The 19,342-nt window shown below is 70.8% G+C and carries 17 protein-coding genes; 7 read left to right on the top strand and 10 right to left on the bottom strand.

The features are described 5' to 3' along the window. Window positions 1-298: 298 nt before the first annotated feature. Window positions 299-1,537, bottom strand: coding sequence for a sensor histidine kinase (locus tag OG303_RS14755; RefSeq protein WP_405868663.1), 1,239 nt, complete (start codon window positions 1,535-1,537; stop codon window positions 299-301). Between the two features lie 6 nt (window positions 1,538-1,543). Then, window positions 1,544-2,197: a response regulator transcription factor gene (locus OG303_RS14760; RefSeq protein ID WP_016432179.1), complete on the bottom strand. Its 654-nt coding sequence runs from the start codon at window positions 2,195-2,197 to the stop codon at window positions 1,544-1,546. Between the two features lie 425 nt (window positions 2,198-2,622). Here OG303_RS14760 and OG303_RS14765 point away from each other — a divergent pair, with 425 nt between their 5' ends. After that, window positions 2,623-2,787: a hypothetical protein gene (locus OG303_RS14765; RefSeq protein ID WP_405868665.1), complete on the top strand. Its 165-nt coding sequence runs from the start codon at window positions 2,623-2,625 to the stop codon at window positions 2,785-2,787. Window positions 2,788-2,910: 123 nt separating this feature from the next. Here OG303_RS14765 and OG303_RS14770 read toward each other — a convergent pair whose 3' ends face one another. Continuing rightward, window positions 2,911-3,726 (bottom strand): inositol monophosphatase family protein, encoded by an 816-nt coding sequence (locus tag OG303_RS14770; protein ID WP_405868667.1) that lies wholly within the window; start codon window positions 3,724-3,726, stop codon window positions 2,911-2,913. A gap of 8 nt (window positions 3,727-3,734) precedes the next feature. Then, window positions 3,735-4,862 carry a ferrochelatase gene (locus tag OG303_RS14775; RefSeq protein ID WP_405868669.1) on the bottom strand — a complete coding sequence of 376 codons (1,128 nt, stop codon included), beginning with the start codon at window positions 4,860-4,862 and terminating at the stop codon, window positions 3,735-3,737. A gap of 174 nt (window positions 4,863-5,036) precedes the next feature. On the opposite strand from OG303_RS14775, the gene OG303_RS14780 reads away from it, so the two are divergent. The 3 genes from OG303_RS14780 to sepH all read left to right on the top strand — a co-directional run bounded on the left by OG303_RS14780 (window position 5,037) and on the right by sepH (window position 9,008). Beyond that, complete coding sequence (locus OG303_RS14780; RefSeq protein WP_405868671.1) at window positions 5,037-6,275, top strand: MFS transporter; 1,239 nt, start codon at window positions 5,037-5,039, stop codon at window positions 6,273-6,275. Continuing rightward, window positions 6,235-7,554: a D-arabinono-1,4-lactone oxidase gene (locus tag OG303_RS14785; protein WP_405868673.1), complete on the top strand. Its 1,320-nt coding sequence runs from the start codon at window positions 6,235-6,237 to the stop codon at window positions 7,552-7,554. Before OG303_RS14780 ends, OG303_RS14785 begins: the two co-directional genes overlap by 41 nt. A gap of 401 nt (window positions 7,555-7,955) precedes the next feature. Next, window positions 7,956-9,008 (top strand): septation protein SepH, encoded by a 1,053-nt coding sequence (gene sepH / locus OG303_RS14790; RefSeq protein ID WP_405868675.1) that lies wholly within the window; start codon window positions 7,956-7,958, stop codon window positions 9,006-9,008. 98 nt (window positions 9,009-9,106) lie between these two features. On the opposite strand, the gene OG303_RS14795 is transcribed toward sepH, so the two are convergent. Then, a complete protein-coding gene (locus OG303_RS14795) occupies window positions 9,107-9,958 on the bottom strand; it encodes a sulfurtransferase (RefSeq protein ID WP_405868677.1) in 852 nt (283 codons plus the stop codon). 285 nt (window positions 9,959-10,243) lie between these two features. Between OG303_RS14795 and OG303_RS14800 the strand changes: the two genes are divergently transcribed. Then, window positions 10,244-11,047: a VOC family protein gene (locus OG303_RS14800; protein WP_405868679.1), complete on the top strand. Its 804-nt coding sequence runs from the start codon at window positions 10,244-10,246 to the stop codon at window positions 11,045-11,047. 299 nt (window positions 11,048-11,346) lie between these two features. Then, on the top strand, window positions 11,347-12,243 hold the full coding sequence (locus OG303_RS14805; RefSeq protein ID WP_405868681.1) for a LysR family transcriptional regulator: 897 nt from the start codon (window positions 11,347-11,349) through the stop codon (window positions 12,241-12,243). 70 nt (window positions 12,244-12,313) lie between these two features. Here OG303_RS14805 and OG303_RS14810 read toward each other — a convergent pair whose 3' ends face one another. From OG303_RS14810 to OG303_RS14830, 5 genes are all read right to left on the bottom strand, one after another. Continuing rightward, the gene (locus tag OG303_RS14810) at window positions 12,314-13,090 is read right to left on the bottom strand and encodes an oxidoreductase (protein WP_405868683.1); all 777 of its coding nucleotides are present in this window, start codon (window positions 13,088-13,090) and stop codon (window positions 12,314-12,316) included. 280 nt (window positions 13,091-13,370) lie between these two features. Further along, window positions 13,371-14,021 carry a thymidine kinase gene (locus OG303_RS14815; RefSeq protein ID WP_405868685.1) on the bottom strand — a complete coding sequence of 217 codons (651 nt, stop codon included), beginning with the start codon at window positions 14,019-14,021 and terminating at the stop codon, window positions 13,371-13,373. A 45-nt stretch (window positions 14,022-14,066) separates the two neighbouring features. Beyond that, window positions 14,067-15,260 (bottom strand): alkaline phosphatase family protein, encoded by a 1,194-nt coding sequence (locus OG303_RS14820; protein WP_405868687.1) that lies wholly within the window; start codon window positions 15,258-15,260, stop codon window positions 14,067-14,069. Beyond that, complete coding sequence (locus tag OG303_RS14825) at window positions 15,260-15,856, bottom strand: DUF5998 family protein (RefSeq protein WP_405868688.1); 597 nt, start codon at window positions 15,854-15,856, stop codon at window positions 15,260-15,262. Before OG303_RS14825 ends, OG303_RS14820 begins: the two co-directional genes overlap by 1 nt. 55 nt (window positions 15,857-15,911) lie before the next feature. Further along, window positions 15,912-18,737, bottom strand: coding sequence for a GNAT family N-acetyltransferase (locus OG303_RS14830; protein WP_405868690.1), 2,826 nt, complete (start codon window positions 18,735-18,737; stop codon window positions 15,912-15,914). A gap of 210 nt (window positions 18,738-18,947) precedes the next feature. Here OG303_RS14830 and OG303_RS14835 point away from each other — a divergent pair, with 210 nt between their 5' ends. Then, window positions 18,948-19,229, top strand: coding sequence for an HPr family phosphocarrier protein (locus tag OG303_RS14835; RefSeq protein ID WP_405868692.1), 282 nt, complete (start codon window positions 18,948-18,950; stop codon window positions 19,227-19,229). Window positions 19,230-19,342 lie beyond the last annotated feature (113 nt).

The raw sequence follows: 19,342 nt of genomic DNA on the forward strand, positions 1-19,342 counted from the left end.
CATCAAGGTCTGTTACTCAATCGACACCCAACCGGACTCCTCAAGAGTGATCGGCTTGGATGGCGAACGGGACCGTACACGGTCCCCATGCCGCACTTCAAAGGCGTCTCACCCTGTACTTCCCGTGATCAGGACACCCGAAAACCCGGATTATCCCGGCTTTCCGACTGCTCTGATGATCACGGAGAGTAGATGGCTGGAAAATCGCCCTTGTGATCGATCACACACAGGGAAGCCCATTCGGCGGCCAGAAAATTCCGCGCAAAGCGAACATCCCCCGTGTGTCGGCGACATGGTCTCAGATCGGCAGCGCAACCCGCATCACGAGCCCACCTCCTTCACGCGGCTGTGCCGAGATGTGCCCGCCGTGTGCCCGGGCCACGGACCGGGCGATGGACAGACCGAGACCGACGCCCTTGTCGCTGCCCGTGCGCTCCGTACGCAGCCGCCGGAAGGGCTCGAAGAGATTGTCGATCTCGTACGCCGGTACGACGGGTCCGGTGTTGGTCACGACCAGGACCGCCTGGCCGTGCTGGGCCTCGGTGGTGACCTCGACCCAGCCGTCGTCCGGCACGTTGTACCGCACGGCGTTCTGTACGAGGTTCAGGGCGATCCGCTCGAGCAGCACGCCGTTGCCCTGGACGACCACCGGCTTCTGCTCGCCGCGGATCACCACGCCCTTGGCGTCCGCCTCCGAGAGCACCTGGTCGACGGCCTGCTCGGCGACCTCGGCGAGGTCCACCGGCTTGCGCTCGACGATCTGGTTGTCGCTGCGGGCGAGCAGCAGCAGCCCCTCGACGAGCTGCTCGCTGCGCTCGTTGGTGGCCAGCAGCGTCTTGCCGAGCTGCTGGAGCTCCACCGGCGCGTTCGGATCGGACAGGTGTACCTCGAGGAGCGTGCGGTTGATCGCCAGCGGTGTCCTCAGCTCGTGCGAGGCGTTCCCGACGAAGCGCTGCTGGGCGGTGAAGGCGCGCTGGAGGCGCTCCAGCATGTCGTCGAAGGTGTCGGCCAGTTCCTTGATCTCGTCGTCCGGGCCGTCCAGTTCGATCCGGCGGGACAGGTCCGAGCCCGCCACCGCGCGCGCGGTGCGCAGGATCCGGCCCAGCGGCGACAGGACGCGGCCGGCCATGGCGTAGCCGAAGGCGAAAGCGATCACGGCGAGGCCGAGCAGGGCCAGCAGCGAACGGCTGAGCAGGTCGTCCAGGGCGTGCTGGCGCTGGACGGCGTCGCACTGCTTGAGGATCGTGTTGAAGTCGTTCGGCGACGCCGAGTTCAGGGCGGGGCAGGTGGGGCTGGTGATGTCGAGGTTGGCGCCGGACACCTGGAAGGACTGGCCGCTGCCCTCATGGAGGGCCTGGGCCGCCAGCAGGTAGATGATCGACAGCAGCAGGATGCCGGCGATCAGGAACATGCCGCCGTACAACAGCGTGAGCCGTATACGGATGGTCGGGCGCAGCCAGGGGAAGGGCGGCTCGGGCTTCCTGGGGTCCCAGGTGGGCTTGGGAGGTGCCGTGGGGAGAGCGGGTGTTGCGGCCATCGCGCATCAGATCCGGTAGCCGGAGCCGGGCACGGTGACGATGACGGGTGGCTCGCCCAGCTTGCGGCGCAGGGTCATGACCGTCACGCGCACGACGTTGGTGAACGGGTCGGTGTTCTCGTCCCAGGCCTTCTCCAGGAGCTGCTCCGCGGAGACGACCGCGCCCTCGGAGCGCATCAGCACCTCCAGGACGGCGAACTCCTTGGGCGCGAGCTGCACCTCCTTGCCGTCGCGGAAGACCTCGCGGCGGTTGGGGTCGAGCTTGATGCCCGAGCGCTCCAGCACGGGCGGCAGCGGCACGCTGGTGCGCCGGCCGAGGGCACGCACGCGTGCGATGAGCTCGCTGAACGCGAAGGGCTTGGGGAGATAGTCGTCGGCGCCGATCTCCAGGCCCTCGACACGGTCGCTGACGTCGCCGGAGGCCGTGAGCATCAGCACGCGCGTGGGCATGCCGAGTTCGACGATCTTGCGGCACACGTCGTCGCCGTGCACGAGTGGGAGGTCACGGTCGAGGACGACCACGTCGTAGTCGTTGACGCCGATGCGCTCCAGGGCGGCCGCACCGTCGTACACGACGTCGACGGCCATGGCCTCCCGGCGCAGTCCGGTGGCCACCGCATCGGCGAGCAGCTGCTCGTCCTCGACGACGAGTACGCGCACGTCGCTTGTCCTTCCTGTGTCCACCCGCGTAGCGCCTGAAGGGCACACTCGGGCAGGGGTCTTCATCGGTGTGTGCCTCCATCCTGCCCTTTTCGGCCATAAGTCGGCTGTAAGACGGGTGGGCTACGGATGAGGGCCGGATGAAGGACGGGTGTGAGACCCGGGAATGCCAGATTTTCTCGCCGGGTTGAGGTTTCCGTGGAAGGGAGCGGGGGGAGGACGGTTCATACCCCGCGATCACGCTCTGCTAGTGCCGCAGCACCATGCGGCACGGCGCAATCCGCTTTCCGCAGAGTGGGCGTGGGTGTCCGGCACTGTCGCCGCCCGGCGCGGCAGCGTTGGGCACCTGCAGGAGTCGTGATCGCCCCTTCCGAACGGCACACCCCCGTGCCACCGACCCACGACCCAGGACGAGGGGGCGCAGCATGGACGCATTCACCGCAGGACTTCTGCAGCGCATAAGGACGACCGAGTCCGACCTGACGCGGGCTCGCGACGAGGGCGACGACTTCCTCGTCGAGGTGGAGCAGGCAGAGCTCGACGACCTGCGCCGCCTTGCCGCCGAGCACGGTGTGGAGGTCAGCGCCTAGCGTCTGATCAGCGCGTATGTAAAACAGCGGGCCCCCGGCGAATCCAGCGCCGGGGGCCCGCTGCGTTGTCGTACGACGGCGTTCACGCGCTGTTGGCCGTGAATCCGCCTGCCGGTCGGATTCTCAGTCGTGCCAGGCGCCGAAGTCCTCCAGGAGGCGCTGGAGCGGCTCGAAGACGCCCGGGGTACCGGCGACAGCCAGCTCGTATGCGGGGCGCTCTCCGGGGCGGCCACCGGTCAGCGCGCCCGCTTCCCGGGCGATGAGGTCGCCCGCAGCGAGGTCCCACGGGTGCAGCCCCCGCTCGTAGTAGCCGTCGAGGCGGCCGGAGGCGAGGTCGCACAGGTCGACCGCGGCCGAGCCGCCGCGTCGGATGTCGCGCAGGAGGGGGATCAGCTTCCGGGAGACCTCGGCCTGGTGGGTGCGGACCTCGGTGACGTAGTTGAAGCCCGTCGAGACCAGGGCCTGGTCGAGGGGTGGCGCGGGGCGGCAGGACAGTTCGCGCTCGCCCTCCCAGGCGCCCGTGGCACGGGCTCCGCCGCCGCGGACCGCGTGGTACGTCTCGCCGCGCATCGGGGCCGCGACGACTCCGACGACGGTCTCGCCGTCCTGCTCGGCCGCGATGGAGACGGCCCAAGTGGGCAGTCCGTACAGGTAGTTGACCGTGCCGTCGAGCGGGTCGATCACCCAGCGGATCCCGCTCGTGCCCTCGGTGGCGGCGCCCTCCTCGCCGAGGAAGCCGTCGTCCGGGCGGCGCTCGGAGATCAGGTCCGTGATCAGTTTCTCCGCCGCGATGTCCATCTCGGTGACCACGTCGATGGGGCTCGACTTGGTCGCGGCGACCGCGAGGTCGGCCGGGCGGCCGTCCCGCAGCAGCTCCCCGGCGCGGCGGGCGGCCTCCTGGGCCAGCGCGAGCAGTTCCTGGTGCAGGGGGTCGGTCACGGGGCTCCTCAGACGTAGGGGCTGTCGACGCCCGCGGCGGCCGGGCGGGGGGCGCGGGCCGGGCAGCAGCCGACCGGGCAGAGGTTGTGGCTCGCGCCGAGCTCGCCGAGGGCGCAGGGCGTGACCTCCTCGCCGCGCTCCACGGACGCGCGCTCCAGGACGAGGTCGCGGATCGCGGCGGCGAAGCGCGGGTCGGCGCCGACCGTGGCCGAGCGGCGCATCGGCAGGCCCAGCTCCGCCGCCTTGGCCTTGGCCTCCGTGTCGAGGTCGTAGAGGACCTCCATGTGGTCGGAGACGAAGCCGATGGGAGCGATCACGACCGCCGGGGCACCGGCCGCCTGCCGCTCCTCGAGGTGGTCGCAGATGTCGGGCTCGAGCCACGGGATGTGCGGGGCGCCGGAGCGCGACTGGTAGACGAGCTGCCAGGGGTGGTCGACGCCGGTGCGCTCGCGGACCGCGTCGGCGATCAGCTGCGCGACCTCCAGGTGCTGCTCGACGTACGCGCCGCCGTCGCCGTGGTCCTCGACCGGGCCGGAGGTGTCCGCGGACGCGGTCGGGATGGAGTGGGTCGAGAACGCGAGGTGCGCGCCGTCCCGTACGTCCTCGGGGAGGTCGGCCAGGGACTGCAGTACGCCGGCGACCATGGGCTCCACGAAGCCCTCGTGGTTGAAGTAGTGCCGCAGCTTGTCGACCTTCGGCAGCGCCAGGCCCTCGGCCTCAAGGGCGGCGAGCGAGGCGGCGAGGTTCTCGCGGTACTGGCGGCAGCCCGAGTACGAGGCGTAGGCGCTGGTGGCCAGGACCAGGATGCGGCGGCGGCCGTCGGCGACCATCTCGCGCAGGGTGTCCGTCAGGTAGGGCGCCCAGTTGCGGTTGCCCCAGTAGACCGGCAGATCAAGACCGTGTCCCGCGAAGTCCTTGCGGAGGGCGTCCAGCAGGGCGCGGTTCTGGTCGTTGATCGGGCTGACCCCGCCGAACAGGAAGTAGTGCTGCCCGACTTCCTTCAGGCGTTCCGTGGGGATGCCGCGCCCACGCGTCACGTTCTCCAGGAACGGGACCACGTCGTCCGGGCCCTCCGGGCCGCCGAACGAGAGCAGGAGCAGGGCGTCGTAGGGAGTGGCATCGAGCGCGTCTGACATGGGTCGATCCTGCCACCCGGCACTGACGGCCGGGAAACGGCGGGGTGACGAGCGGGGGCGGGCCCCTTTTTGGACACGTTCACCGGCAGCTGACCGGGTGCATTAGGGTTACCTCACTCGTAAGCTGTATCAGCCGCGTTCGCACCTTACTGAGCCGTACCCATCGGAGACCCCGTGCCCAGCCCCTACCGCGCCCTGTTCGCAGCCCCCGGCTCCAAGGGCTTCTCCACCGCGGGCCTCCTCGGCCGGATGCCGCTGTCGATGATGGGCATCGGCGTGGTCACGATGATCTCCCAACTCACCGGGCGCTACGGGCTCGCGGGCGCCCTGTCGGCCACCATCGCGCTCGCGGCCGCGGCGTTCGGGCCGCAGATCTCCCGACTGGTGGACCAGCACGGGCAGCGCAGGGTGCTGCGCCCGGCGACGCTGGTCGCGCTCGTCGCGGCGGCCGGGCTGCTGCTCGCCGCGCACTTCGGATGGCCGGACTGGGTGTTGTTCGTGTGTGCCGCCGGCATCGGTTCCGTGCCGAGTCTCGGCGCGATGATCCGCGCCCGCTGGGCCGCCCTGTACCGGGGCACTCCGCAGCTGCACACCGCGTACTCCTTCGAGTCCGTGATCGACGAGGTGTGCTTCATCTTCGGGCCGATCATCTCCATCGGCCTGTCGACGGCCTGGTTCCCGGAGGCGGGGCCGCTGCTCGCCGCGGGCTTCCTGGCGATCGGCGTCTTCTGGCTGACCGCCCAGCGCGCCACCGAGCCCGAGCCGCACCCGCGCGAGAAACAGGGCGGCGGTACGGCGATGCGCTCCCCCGGACTGCAGGTCCTGGTGGCCACGTTCGTGGCGACCGGGGCGATCTTCGGGGCGGTCGACGTGGTCACCGTGGCCTTCGCCGACGAGCGGGGGCACAAGGCCGCCGCGAGCGTCGTGCTCGCCCTGTACGCGGCGGGTTCCTGCGCGGCGGGGGTCGTGTTCGGGCTTCTGCACTTCAAGGGGGCGCCCGGACGTCGCTGGCTGCTGGGCATATGCGCGATGGCCGTGAGTATGATCCCCCTCCTACTGGTCGGAAACTTGCCGTTTCTGGCCGTGGCGCTGTTCGTTGCGGGCCTGTCCATCGCTCCCACGATGATCACGACGATGTCCCTCATCGAAGAGCACGTACCACGCGCGCAGCTGACCGAGGGCATGACCTGGGTGAGCACCGGGCTCGCGGTCGGGGTCGCGCTCGGCTCCTCCGTGGCCGGCTGGGTCATCGACGCGGCCGGCGCGCGTGCCGGGTACGGGGTTCCGGCGGTGTCCGGGGCCGTCGCGGTCGCGGTCGGTTTCCTGGGGTACCGCCGGCTCAGCAGGCCGGCTCCGCGTCGGGGAGGCACCGTTGAGCAGCACAGCGAGCGGGAAGAACGGCACGTGGCGTAACTGGGGCGGCAACGTCGCGGCCCGTCCCGCGCGGGAGGTCGAGCCGGCCTCCGTGGAGGAACTGTCGGCGGCCGTGCGCAAGGCCGCGGAGGACGGCCTGACCGTGAAGGCCGTCGGCGCCGGGCACTCCTTCACGTCCATCGCCGCCACCGACGGTGTGTTGATCCGCCCTCAACTATTGACCGGCATCCGCAAGATTGATCGCGATGCCATGACTGTCACGGTCGAGGCGGGCACCCCGCTCAAGAGGCTCAACATGGCTCTGGCCCGCGAGGGTCTGTCGCTGACCAACATGGGCGACATCATGGAGCAGACGGTCTCCGGCGCCACCAGCACCGGCACGCACGGCACGGGCCGCGAATCGGCGTCGATATCCGCCCAGATCAAGGGACTTGAGCTGGTCACGGCCGACGGCTCGGTGCTCAGCTGCTCCGAGAAGGAGAATCCGGAGGTCTTCGCGGCCGCCCGGATCGGCCTCGGCGCCCTGGGCATCGTCACCGCGATCACCTTCGCCGTGGAGCCGATCTTCCTGCTCTCGGCGCGCGAGGAGCCGATGCCCTTCGACAAGGTGCTCGCCGAGTTCGACGAACTCTGGGCCGAGAACGAACACTTCGAGTTCTACTGGTTCCCGCACACGGGCAGCACCAACACCAAGCGCAACAACCGCAGCGCGGGCCCGGAGAAGCCGGTGAGCCAGGTCGCGGGCTGGTTCGAGGACGAGTTCCTCTCCAACGGCGTCTTCCAGGTGGCCCAGTGGGTCGGCCGCGCGGCGCCCGCAACGGTCCCGACGATCGCCCAGATCTCCAGCAAGGCCCTGTCTCCGCGCACTTACACCGACATTCCGTACAAGGTCTTCACTTCACCGCGCCGGGTGCGTTTCGTGGAGATGGAATACGCCGTTCCGCGCGAGGCCCTGGCCGAGACGCTGCGCGAGCTGAAGATGATGGTCGACCGCTCCGGCCTGCGGATCAGCTTCCCCGTGGAGGTGCGTACCGCCCCGGCCGACGACATCACGCTGTCCACGGCTTCGGGCCGCGACAGCGCATACGTCGCCGTCCACATGTTCCGGGGGACGCCGTATCAGGCGTACTTCACCGCCGCCGAGCGCATCTTCACCGCCCACGAGGGCCGGCCTCACTGGGGCAAGGTGCACACCCGGGACGCCGAGTACTTCTCCGGGGTCTACCCGCGCTTCGACGAGTTCACCGCGCTGCGGGACCGGCTCGATCCGGACCGGCGCTTCCAGAACGACTACCTGCGGCGGGTGTTGGGGTCGTAGCCATTGGTTCCGTTTCTGACGATTCCGTGAACTACGCCACGTTCAAGATCCCGGAAACCGCTCAACGGGCGGCCGGGACACGCCCCTTGCCAGAAGTTGAGCGGCGTGCCACCCACGCACGTGGCCCGAATGGAGTACTGTTGCGAGCCCTGGGTCCGGTCTCCCGCCAGGGCGTCCGTGACCTTCAAGGACCGCCGGGAGGGGGCTAGTTGCACAGGGTGACGGAGTATGTCACTTAGCGTTGCGAATAGGTAACCGTGCCATAACGGCGTTGCAGGGCCAGTGCCCGACACGCCGGGCAACTCGGCAAGGTTGTGGCAGGCTGCACCCGGGCAGGCCACACTCGACTAGCGGAAGCAGCGACGCACGTGACGTCGGCAGGCACCACCCGGGAGGTCCCCATGCCCGAACTGCGTGTCGTGGCCGTCTCGAATGACGGCACACGGCTGGTGCTGAAGGCTGCCGACTCTACGGAGTACACGCTTCCGATCGACGAACGGCTGCGTGCGGCGGTCCGCGGCGACCGTCCCCGCCTCGGCCAGATCGAGATCGAGGTGGAGAGCCATCTCCGCCCCCGTGACATTCAGGCGCGTATACGTGCCGGTGCCTCCGCGGAAGAGGTCGCCCAACTCGCCGGTATCCCCGTCGACCGGGTACGCCGTTTCGAGGGCCCCGTGCTCGCGGAGCGCGCGTTCATGGCCGAGCGGGCCCGCAAGACGCCCGTCCGCCGCCCCGGTGAGAACGCCGGACCCCAGCTCGGCGAGACCGTCCAGGAGCGGCTGCTGCTGCGCGGCGCCGAGAAGGACACCGTGCAGTGGGACTCGTGGCGCCGCGACGACGGCACCTGGGAAGTCCTGCTGGTCTACCGGGTGGCGGGCGAACCACACTCGGCGAGCTGGACGTACGACCCGCCCCGGCGGCTCGTCCAGGCCGTCGACGAGGAGGCGCGCTCGCTGATCGGCGAGTCCGAGGACCTCGCGACCTCGCCGGAGCCCAGCTTTCCGTTCGTACCGCGTATCGCACGGCTGCCGCGCGACCGCCCGCTGGACCGCGCCCTCGACCGGGAGCGGCCGAGCCTGCCGGCGCAGGCGTCCGAGCCCGTCGAGGAGAGCACGAGCGAACGGGACTCGCTGACCAGCCTGTTGGAGGCGGTGCCGAGCTTCCGCGGCGACCTGGTGGTCCCGGAGCGCCCGGTGGACACCCCGCCTCCGCCGCCACCGCCGGAGGAGCCCCCCGCCGAACCCGAGGCGGAGGAACCCCCTGCGCCCGCGGCCTCGGCAGGTTCCGCCTACGCGGACGTCCTCATGCCCCGCGCGGTCACCAGTCACCGTGACCGCCTCGTCGGCGCCACGGACCGCCAGGCCGAGGCCGACGGCGTCCGCCCGGGCCGTCGTGCGGCGGTGCCGAGCTGGGACGAGATCGTGTTCGGGACGCGGCGCAAGAAGCAGGAGTAGGCAGTCGTACGACAGTGACACGAGAGTTGAGGGGCAGCATCGAAAGGCGCTGCCCCTGCTCTTTGCCCCTCGCCTTCTCGTTGCCCCTCGTCGCCGGACTAGCGGGGATCGGGTCCCACGGCCACCGGCCGCGAAGGATCCGACGACCACTCCGACCACGAGCCCACGTACAGGGCCGCGTTGACCCCCGCGACGGCCAGTGCCAGCACCTCGTGCGCCCCGGAGACACCCGAGCCGCAGTACACGCCGACCTCCGAACCGTCGGACGCGCCAAGGGACTTGAAGCGCTCGGCCAGTTCCTCCGCCGGTCGGAACCGCCCGTCGGCCGCCACGTTCTCGTTCGTGGGCGCCGACACCGCACCCGGGATGTGGCCGCCGACCCGGTCGATCGGCTCCACCTCGCCGCGGTACCGCTCCCCCGCTCGTGCGTCGAACAGCACCCCGGCCCGCGCCAGCGCCGCCGCGCCGTCCGCGTCCAGCAGTCCCGCACCACCCGACACCGGTTCGAAGTCGCCCTCGGCCGGCGTGGGCACGGACGTCTCCAACGGGCCCTCCCAGGTCGGCAACCCGCCGTCGAGGACCCGCACGTCCGGGTGACCCGTCCAGCGCAGCAGCCACCACGCACGCGCGGCGGCCCAGCCCTGCCCGCCGTCGTACACGACCACCGGCGTCCCGGCCGAGACGCCGGCCCGGCGCATCGCGGCGCCGAACACCTCGAGGTCGGGCAACGGGTGGCGGCCGCGTTCACCCGGGGTGGAGGCGAGCTCCGAGTCCAGGTCGACGTAGACGGCACCGGGAATGTGCCCGGCCGCGTACGCGACCCGGCCGTCGAAGGGCGGCTCGCCGGCCGCCTTGGCCACACTGAGCTGCCAGCGGACATCGAGCAGTACGGGCGGGGTCCGCCCGGCCAGGTCGCCGGCGAGTTCGGAAGCGGAGATGATGGCGTTCATGGCCACCATCCTTGCGCACGGGGTGGCCGCATCGTCCGGGTCCGACTACTCTGCTCCGCCGGACAGGCCCGATCACGAGGCGTACGGGTTCGGGCACATGCTGTACAGCTGATCGCCATCCGTCGGCAATCGCACAGAAGCGGACGAGAAACCGCACACCGGGCATCCTCCGGGCGAGCGGCGCGCCCGAAGCGCGCGGCAGCACCGGTGGTGCGAGCATCGGCACGGGGATTCCGGAGAGCGGAAGCGACACGGCCACCGCGAGGGGTCGAGGAGAGAGTGACGATGACCGAGGCACGGGGGTCGGCCGGCCCGAACGGCGAGACGCACGCTCGGCACGCGCCCGGCACGCCCTGCTGGGTGAGCCTGATGGTGCACGGTTTGACCGCGACCCAGGACTTCTACGGTTCGCTGTTCGGCTGGGAGTTCCAGCCGGGCCCCCAGCAGCTCGGTCCGTACTCCCGGGCCCTGCTCGACGGTTACGAGGTGGCCGGCATCGGCCAGCTGCCGCCGGACCGTCATCTGCCCATCGCCTGGACGCCCTACCTCGCCTCGGACGACGTGGACGTGACCGCCGAAACGGTACGGCTGTGCGGTGGCACCATCGGGGTCGGCCCCCTGGACGCCGCCGAGGCCGGCCGCCTCGCGATCGGCTCGGACCCCTCCGGCGCCGTCTTCGGCATCTGGCAGGCCGCGGAACACCACGGCACGGCCATCACGGGCGTGCCCGGCACCCCCGCCTGGAACGAGCTGCTGACCTTCGAATCGGCGAGCGTGGCCAAGTTCTACGAGACGGTCTTCGGCTACGAGGAGGAGCCGGTCGTCTCCGCCGACTTCGACTACGTGGCCCTGCACATCGAGGGCCGCCCGGTCGCCGGCATCCACGGCGTGGGCAACTCCCTTCCCCGCGACCGGGGTCCGCACTGGATCACGTACTTCGAAGTCGCCGACACGGACGACGCGGTCGGCCGCCTGGTCGACCTGGGCGGCCACGTCCTCAAGCCGCCCATGGACAGCGCCCACGGCCGCGTGGCCACGGTCGCCGACCCCGAGGGCGCCCGCTTCTCCCTGATCGAAAGCCCGCGCTGAGACGCGGGCGGGCCGGGTCCTGACCTCGTAACCCTCGGCCTCCGACTGATTGCAGGCGCCGGGGGCAGGGGATCTACCCCGCCACCAAAGCGCTGGACGGTGGAGCGGAGCTACGGCCGGCTGATGCTTCGCCGCCGCCCGGCCCACGACCGCGAGACCCGCTCGGCCCACTCCGATGCCGTGATCCAACTCGTCGTCCCGGGACGAAATAACGGGAGGGCACAACCGCTTACCAGTACAACGAAACAACGGGGTGGCCCTCCCTCCTGGAGGCCGGCCCAGGGAGGGGACGGGAGCCGATGAGCCTTCGTCAGTTCGAGTACGCCCTGGCTGTTGCCGAGGAGGGCTCGGTGACGGCGGCGGCGGAGCTGCTGCGCGTCGCTCAACCGTCGGTGTCCCAGCAGATCCGCGGCCTGGAGCGGGAGCTCGGCGTGGAACTGTTCGCCCGCACGCCGACCGGACTGGTGCCCACCGTGGTCGGCCGCGCGTTTCTGCGGGAGGCGGAGGTCGCGGTGAACGCGGCACGGCGGGCGAGGGCGACGGCGCGGGCCGGTGCCGATGAGCTGGTGGGCGAGTTGGTGGTCGCGGTGCAACTGGGCCTGGGCACGCGGCAGCTGCCGGGCGCGCTGGGCGCCCTGCGTCGCCGCTTCCCACGACTGGAGGTCACCGTCTTCGAGGAGCCGAACTCCGCCGAGCTGGAGCGGCTGTGCCGCCGTGGCGTGCTGGATCTCGCCCTGATGGCGGCGTGCGAACGGAGCCCCGCCGACGCCCACCACCTCGGCGACGAGGAGTTCGTCGTGGTGCTGGGCGCCGGGCACCCGCGGCTCGCCGCGGACCGGGTCGAGCTGCGCGAACTGAAGGGGGAGCCTTGGGTGAGGTTCGACCGTGACAGCGTGCTCGACGCCGTACTGCTGGACGTGCTGCGGGACAACGACCCGACCCCGACGACCGCCGCCCGCGTGTCCCAGACGGCGACGGCCGTGCGCTGGGCCGCCCACGGGCTGGGGGTGACGCTCGTCCCGGCCTCCGCGGTGCCCCATGGTCACGAGCACCTCGTTCGCCCGGTGTTCCCGGTCGTGTCCCAGCCCGTCATCGCCGTGCTCCGGCCCGGTGCGGGACCGGCAGAGACGGCCCTGCTCGAATTCCTGCGTCAGGAGAGCTGGCCCGAACCCGCATTCTTCTCACCGGCGTCCTGACGGCCGGGAAGGAATCGGGGCGCCGTTGAATTCCTTTCGCCGAAACCGGCGTTCCGGAATTCCGTCGGCGTCACCGCCTGGGGAATTCGCCGCCGTCCACGACGAGATTGCTCCCGGTCAGCCAACTCGCCCTTTCGGACGCGAGGAACAGCACCGCGTGGGCAATGTCGTCGGGCTGACCCTCGCGCCCCAGCGGCGGGGTGTCGTCGGCGTTGGTCTGGCCCGGCGTCAGGTCCAGGCGCGCCCACTGCTCCCGCGTTTCTTCTCCGCCGGGGGTGGCGACTCGGCCGGGAGTCACGGTGTTGACGCGGATTCCGAACGGGGCCTGCTCCAGGGCCAGTCCCCGGCTGTAGTTCTCCAGCGCCGCTTTCGCCGCCGTGTAGTGCAGGAACGGTCCCAGCGGGGTGAGGACCGCGGCCGAGGAGACGTGCACGACGACCCCCGAACGCCGTTCCCGCATCCCCGGTACCAGCAGCGAGTCCAGCCGCACCGACGCCAGGTAGTTCAGGTCCAGCGCGTCCTGCCACTCCTCGTCGGGAATGGCCGAAGCGTCCTTGTACGGTCGCGCCCCACCCACGTTGTGGACCAGGACGTCCACCCCGCCGAGCACCTGCTGCGCGGCCGCGGCGAGCGCCTGCGCTCCAGCCCGCGTCCGCACGTCGGCCGCCACGAAGGCGGCCCCCTCCGGCACCGTGCTCGTCGCCGACCTGGCGGTCGTGAGCACCTCGGCGCCCGCGTCCAGGAGTTGGCGCACGACGGCCGCTCCGATTCCGCGAGAACCACCCGTGACCAGGGCCCGCTTTCCCTTGAGTTCTCGCGTTCCCGATCCGTTCTCGATCGTGGTCATGCCACCGGTCCTTTCGATCGCGTAATGGTCCGCTCGACGGAAGAAGGATCGGCGTGCGCAGAGCGCGAATCTTCGGAGAAATCGCGGTGAGCACCTCGTCGAGCTGTTTCACGGTACGTAGGAGAAAGAACCGGAGGCAAAGACGAAATGTCAGTACGCGCTATAGGGAGTTCCTATGTCCCCGGGCTGAAACAGCGGGAGAAGACGGCCTCTTGACCCATGCTCGGTCCTAGGACGGCGGCGAGCATCAGGCCGACCACGTGGCCGGCGGGTTCGCGGCTCAGGCCGGATCGATCGGCAGAACGTCCGGCGAGAGCACGCCGGCACGCGCAGCGGCGCTCGTCATGTGGCGGCGGTGATGACGTCGGCACAGCACCTCGTAGCCGATTTCCGCGACGGGGCCGTTCACATCGCCGACGACGACCTGCTCGCCTTCCACTACCATCTCGCCGCCCACCGTGCGGGCATTGTGTGTGGCACGCGCCCCGCACCAGCACATCGCCTCCACCTGGAGGGCCTCTATCCGGTCCGCCAGCTCGATCAGCCGCTGCGAGCCCGGGAAGAGCCTGGTCCGAAAGTCGGTCGTGATACCGAAGGCGAAGACGTCGAGGTCCAGGTCGTCCACGACCCGTGCCAGCTGGTCGATCTGCTCCGACGCCAGGAACTGCGCCTCATCCACGATCAGATAGTCGACCCTGTCGCCCTGCGACATCCGACCCACGACATAGGCGTACAGATCCATCCCCGGCGCGGCCTCGACAGCGTCCGTCACCAGACCGAGCCGCGAAGACAGCTTGCCCTCCCCCGCCCGGTCGTCACGCGTAAAGATCACGCCCTGCAGACCCCGCGCCGACCGATTGTAGATTCGCTGCAGAGCCAGCGTCGACTTCCCACAGTCCATCGTTCCGGAGAAGAACACCAGCTCGGACATGGCGAGTTGAGCACCTTTCGGCGGAGAGGATTCGGAGGTCGGGCTTCAGGAGCGTACTTCGAGCAGGGGGATCAGCTGCTCGGCAGGGGTCATCGAACCGTGGTTGCCGACCATCGCCGACTCCTTCGGCTCCCGCTCGGAGGCGATGATCAGGACGTCGTCCCGCGCGGCCGCCACCACGTCTCCGATACGGGCGTAGACGCGCTCGTCGATCCGCGGGCCGAACCAGCCCGCCGCGATCGCCTCGTCCCGCGAGGCCACCCAGAACTGCTCGCCGAGCACCTCGCGCCAGCAGGTCAGCACGTCGTTCTCGGCGCCCGGCACCGCGTACACGTGCCGGGCCCGGCCTTCGCCGCCCAGCAGGGCGACGCCGGCGCGCAGCTCCCAGTCCTCGTCGAAGTCGATGCGGTGCTGCTCGTCGAAGGGGACGTCGATCATGCCGTGGTCGGCGGTGACGTAGAGCGCTGTGCGCGGCGGGAGTTGCTCGGCGAGGCGCTGCACGAGCCGGTCGACGTGCATGAGTTGGCCGCGCCAGGTGTCCGACTCGACGCCGTAGCGATGGCCGGCGCCGTCGAGCTCGGCGTAGTACGTGTAGACCAAGGAGCGGTCGCCGGCGGCCAGTTGCTCGGCCGCGAGGTCCATGCGGTCCTCGCCGGACAGCCGCCCGTGGAACCGTCCGCCGCTGAGCGCGACCTTGGTCAGCGGGGTGTTCTCGAAGTGGGGCGACGTCACCTGGGCCGTGTGCACGCCCGCGTCGTGGGCGAGCTGGAAGACCGTGGGGTACGGCTGCCACGCGCGCGGGGAGGTCCACGGCTGCCAGCGCAGCTGGTTCATCAGCTCGCCGGTCTCCGGGTTGCGCGCGGTGTAGCCGGGCAGGCCGTGCGCGCCCGGCGGCAGGCCGGTGCCGACGGAGGCGAGGGAGGTCGCGGTGGTCGCCGGGTAGCCGGTGGTCAGGGGGCGCCCGGTGCCGCCGCGCGAGCTGCCGAGGAGCGAGGTCATGAAGGGCGCCTCGTCCGGGTGCGACTTCAGCTGCTCCCAGCCCAGGCCGTCGATCAGGAACACGCAGTTCCGGTCGGTGGGGGCCAGCTCGGTGATCGCTGCGGTCATGCCCGGTACGGCCATGCCGGCGGCCAGCGTGGGCAGCAGGTCCGCGAGGGAACCGCTGCCGTACTCGGGGAGCGGCGCGGAGTCGACGGCGAGGGGTTCCGGGTGGGAGTCCCAGGAAATGGGCTGAACCATCAGCGGGTGACGTCCGCGGTCGCCTCGGAGAGCGACTGCGCGAAGGCGAGCGCCTGGCGCACGGTCTCCGGGCCGTCCCCGGCCTCGCTGACGCGCAGGCTGAGGTCGTCCGCCGTGGAGCTGCCCGTGTACCCGTGGTCGGCCTCGCAGTTGGGGTCGCCGCAGGCCGCGGGTTCGAGGTCGATGCGGGCGACGGCGCCCCAGCCGATGGTCAGGACGACCTCGCGGGGCAGGGTGCCCACCGTGTACTGCTCCGGGTTGGCGACCACCCGGCTGACCACGACCGACGAGATCCGGCCGAGCTTCACGGACTCCGTCGACGTCGTGGCGTACGGCGTCGGGGAGGTGCTGTCCGCGGCCTGCTCGTCGGTGTGGCTGACGATGAAGCGGTTGCCGGTGAGGACGAGCACGGTCACATGCCGCCGCACCTCGTTCTGGTCGAACGTCGTCTCCTGGTGGACCAGGTACGACCGGATGGGCTCGCCGCCCACGGCGGCCTCCACCGCCTCGGCCACGAGGGCCGGGTAGTAGCCGCTGCGCTCGATCGCCGCTCGCAGCCCCTGGGTCGTCGTACTGGTCTTGGCCATGACGTCCATCCTACGGGGGTGCACTGACTGCGAGGCACCGGTCATGGCTGTCCGCCCACACGTCTCAGTAGACGGGAAGCGTGCGCGGGCCGAGGTCGTCGCGGGCCGGTGGCGGGGCCAGCCGGACGGAGGCGCCGAGGACGGTCAGGCCGTGGGGTGCGACGACAACCGGCTCCAGGGTCACCGCCACGACCTCCGGGTGATCGTCGACCAGCCGGGACACCCGCAGCAGCAGCTCTTCCAGCGCAGGGGTGTCGACCGGGGTCGAGCCGCGCCAGCCGAACAGGAGCGGTGCCGTCCGGACCGACCGGATCAGCGAACCCGCCTCCCGGTCGGTGACCGGGACCAGCCGGTGCGCCATGTCGCCGAGCAACTGGGAGGCGGCTCCCGCGAGCCCGAACGACAGGACGGCCCCGGCCGCCGGGTCGATGACGGCCCGGACGACCGTGTCCACGCCGCGTGGTGCCATCGCCTGCACCACCGGCCGCAACTCTTCCGGCTTCCCGAACAGCTCGGTCAACTCGGCATACGCGCGCCGCAGTTGCTCCTCGTCCGCGAGATCCAGCCGTACGCCGCCCAGGTCGGCGCGGTGCCGCAGGTGCGGGGCGGTGGCCTTGAGAGCGACCGGGTAGCCCAGGGTGTCGGCGGCCTGTGCGGCGTCGTCCGGGGTGAAGACGGGGACCGCCCTGCGTACGGCGATCCCGTACCGTCCGAGCAGCTCGCACGTCTCCTCGGTGCCGAGTGTGAGGCCCTGCCCGCGCGCGAGCATCGCGTCGATGAGCCCGGCGGCTCCCTTCTCGTCGATGTCCTCGTACTCGGGCACCTTGCCGGGCTCGGCGATCTCGCGCCGCCACTGGGCGTAGTGCACGGCCTCGGCAAGGGCGCGGACGGCGCGCTCGGCGGCGGGGTAGGCGGGGATGAGGCGCGAGCAGGCTTCGGGGGTGGGTTCCTGCGCCCGTACAGGAGGGGGCAGTTGCTGTGACGGGCGGAGCCGGCGGGTGCCGGTGGCCGCGGTGTCCGGCTGCGGTGCGGTACTCGCCGCGGCCGACAGTGCCTCCGCGAGCCCTCCGAGCTCCACGTGCACGACGAGCACCGGCTTGCCCGGAACCTGCTCGGCCGCCGACCGCAGCGCCTCCGCCAGCTTCGCGTCCCCCGGCGTCGCCTCCCCGATCGCCGGTATCGCGGTCACCACCACCGCGTCGCACGAGTCGTCCCCCAACGCCCGCAGCAGTGCGGCGTGGAAGTCCTCGGCCGAAGCCGCCGTCGTCAGGTCCAACGGCCTCAGCGGCCTGAGCCCCTCGGACAGACACGCGTCGTACGTCAGGAGCCCCAGCGACTCGGAGTTCCCCAGAATCGCCACCCGCGGCCCGGTCGGCAGCGGCTGCCGTGCGAGCAGCAACCCGGCGTCGACCAGCTCGGTGATGGTGTCCACCCGGATCACCCCGGCCTGCCTGAGCAGCGCGGACACCGTCGCGTGCGGCAACCGCGTCGCCCGTACGGCGTGCCCCTGCGGGGCGGATCCGGCGCCCTGGACCACGACCAGCGGCTTCGCGGCCGCTGTCCGGCGCGCGAGGCGGGTGAACTTGCGCGGGTTGCCGATGGACTCCAGGTACATGAGGACGACGTCGGTGTCCGGGTCGTCGTACCAGTACTGGATGACGTCGTTGCCGGAGACGTCCGCGCGGTTGCCGGACGACACGAAGGTCGAGACGCCCGTGACCCCTGTGACTCCGCCGCCGCGGCGTTGCAGCCGGGACAGCAGCGCGATGCCGATGGCGCCGGACTGGGCGAACAGGCCGATCCGGCCGGGGCGGGGCATCACGGGGGCGAGGGAGGCGTTCAGCCGTACGTCGGGGGACGTGTTGATGACCCCGAAGGCGTTCGGCCCGATGATCCGCATGCCGTACGTGCGCGCGTGCCGTACGAGTTCGCGTTGGCGCTCGCGCCCCTCGGGGCCGCTCTCGGCGTACCCGGCGGAGACGACGACGAGTCCCTGCACGCCGTGTTCACCGCACTCGGTGACGGCCTCGGGGACCTGCTCGGCCGGCACGGCGACGACCGCGAGGTCGACGGGCCCGTCGATGTCCCGCACCGAGCGGTACGCGGGGATGCCGTCGAGCTCCTTGAGGTCTTCGGGGAACGCCTTGTTCACGGCGTACAGCGACCCGGTGAAGCCGGCGTCGCGGATGTTGTCGAGGATGCTGCGGCCCACGCCCTTGGGGGTGCGGCCGGTGCCGACGACGGCGACGGAGCCGGGCACGAGCAGCCGCCGTACGGACCGCCCCTCGGCGCGCTGCTCCCGCGCGCGCTGCACGGCGAGCGAGCGGTCGGTGGGTTCGAGGTCGAACTCCAGGCGTACGACGCCGTCCTCGAAGCTGCGCTTCTGGGTGTACCCCGCGTCCATGAACACCTTGATCATCTTGGTGTTGGCGGGCAGCACCTCGGCGGCGAAGCGGCGGATGTCGCGCTCCCGGGCGACCGCGCCGATGTGTTCGAGGAGGGCGGAGGCGACGCCGCGCCCCTGGTGGGCGTCCTGGACGAGGAAGGCGACCTCGGCCTCGTCGGCGGGCGCGGACGCGGGCATGCCATCGGTACCGATGCGGTCGTAGCGTACGGTGGCGATGAACTCGCCGCCGACTGTGGCCGCGAGTCCCACCCGGTCCACAAAGTCGTGGTGCGTGAAGCGGTGGACGTCCTTGGCGGACAGGCGAGGGTAGGGCGCGAAGAAGCGGTAGTACTTCGACTCGTCCGACACCTGCTCGTAGAAGCTGACCAGGCGCTCGGCGTCATCAACGGTGATGGGGCGGATGCGCGCGGTGCCGCCGTCGCGCAGCACCACGTCGGCCTCCCAGTGTGCGGGGTACTCATGCCGGTCCGGCGAGGTCTGCATGGGGCCCAGAGTACGGCTCGCGTCCGACACGGGCGCGAGGCAGTCTGTGGAGAACACGGCAGTCCGCTCGAGAACAGAACAAGGACGGAAGTCGGGCCGAGGCCGCGGTCCGACGACCCACTCCGGACGGGACGAAGAGCCCGCTCCGGACGTGCTTCACGTGTGGGAAACTGGTCTAGACAACCCTGAGACTCTGAAGGGCAGCATCACATGGCTGAGCGCCGCGTCAACGTCGGCTGGGCCGAGGGCCTTCACGCCCGCCCCGCTTCCATCTTCGTCCGGGCCACCACGGCCGCAGGTATCCCGGTGACGATCGCCAAGGTCGACGGCAACCCCGTCAACGCGGCCTCCATGCTGGCCGTCCTCGGTCTGGGCGCCCAGGGCGGCGAGGAGATCGTCCTCGCCTCCGACGCCGAGGGCGCGGACGTCGCCCTCGACCGGCTGGCGAAGCTGGTTTCCGAGGGTCTCGAGGAACTTCCCGAGACTGTCTGATTCAAAGCACCACAGAAGGGCTCGTCCGAATTACCGGACGAGCCCTTCGCATTTCCCGCGCCAGGGCAGCACAAATTCTGATTCCGGGCAGCAGAAATAGTCCCCAGCGAATT

The organism is Streptomyces sp. NBC_00005, from assembly GCF_045160215.1.
Taxonomy (GTDB): Bacteria; Actinomycetota; Actinomycetes; order Streptomycetales; family Streptomycetaceae; genus Streptomyces.

Bases quoted from the DNA above. Each gene is read 5' to 3' on its own strand.
- OG303_RS14820 (WP_405868687.1), bottom strand. From the start codon at position 15,260: ATGGTTCAGCCCATTTCCTGGGACTCCCACCCGGAACCCCTCGCCGTC.
- OG303_RS14815 (WP_405868685.1), bottom strand. From the start codon at position 14,021: ATGTCCGAGCTGGTGTTCTTCTCCGGAACGATGGACTGTGGGAAGTCG.
- OG303_RS14800 (WP_405868679.1), top strand. From the start codon at position 10,244: ATGACCGAGGCACGGGGGTCGGCCGGCCCGAACGGCGAGACGCACGCT.
- OG303_RS14765 (WP_405868665.1), top strand. From the start codon at position 2,623: ATGGACGCATTCACCGCAGGACTTCTGCAGCGCATAAGGACGACCGAG.
- OG303_RS14755 (WP_405868663.1), bottom strand. From the start codon at position 1,537: ATGGCCGCAACACCCGCTCTCCCCACGGCACCTCCCAAGCCCACCTGG.
- OG303_RS14825 (WP_405868688.1), bottom strand. From the start codon at position 15,856: ATGGACGTCATGGCCAAGACCAGTACGACGACCCAGGGGCTGCGAGCG.
- OG303_RS14830 (WP_405868690.1), bottom strand. From the start codon at position 18,737: ATGCAGACCTCGCCGGACCGGCATGAGTACCCCGCACACTGGGAGGCC.
- OG303_RS14775 (WP_405868669.1), bottom strand. From the start codon at position 4,862: ATGTCAGACGCGCTCGATGCCACTCCCTACGACGCCCTGCTCCTGCTC.
- OG303_RS14835 (WP_405868692.1), top strand. From the start codon at position 18,948: ATGGCTGAGCGCCGCGTCAACGTCGGCTGGGCCGAGGGCCTTCACGCC.
- sepH (WP_405868675.1), top strand. From the start codon at position 7,956: ATGCCCGAACTGCGTGTCGTGGCCGTCTCGAATGACGGCACACGGCTG.
- OG303_RS14805 (WP_405868681.1), top strand. From the start codon at position 11,347: ATGAGCCTTCGTCAGTTCGAGTACGCCCTGGCTGTTGCCGAGGAGGGC.
- OG303_RS14795 (WP_405868677.1), bottom strand. From the start codon at position 9,958: ATGAACGCCATCATCTCCGCTTCCGAACTCGCCGGCGACCTGGCCGGG.
- OG303_RS14810 (WP_405868683.1), bottom strand. From the start codon at position 13,090: ATGACCACGATCGAGAACGGATCGGGAACGCGAGAACTCAAGGGAAAG.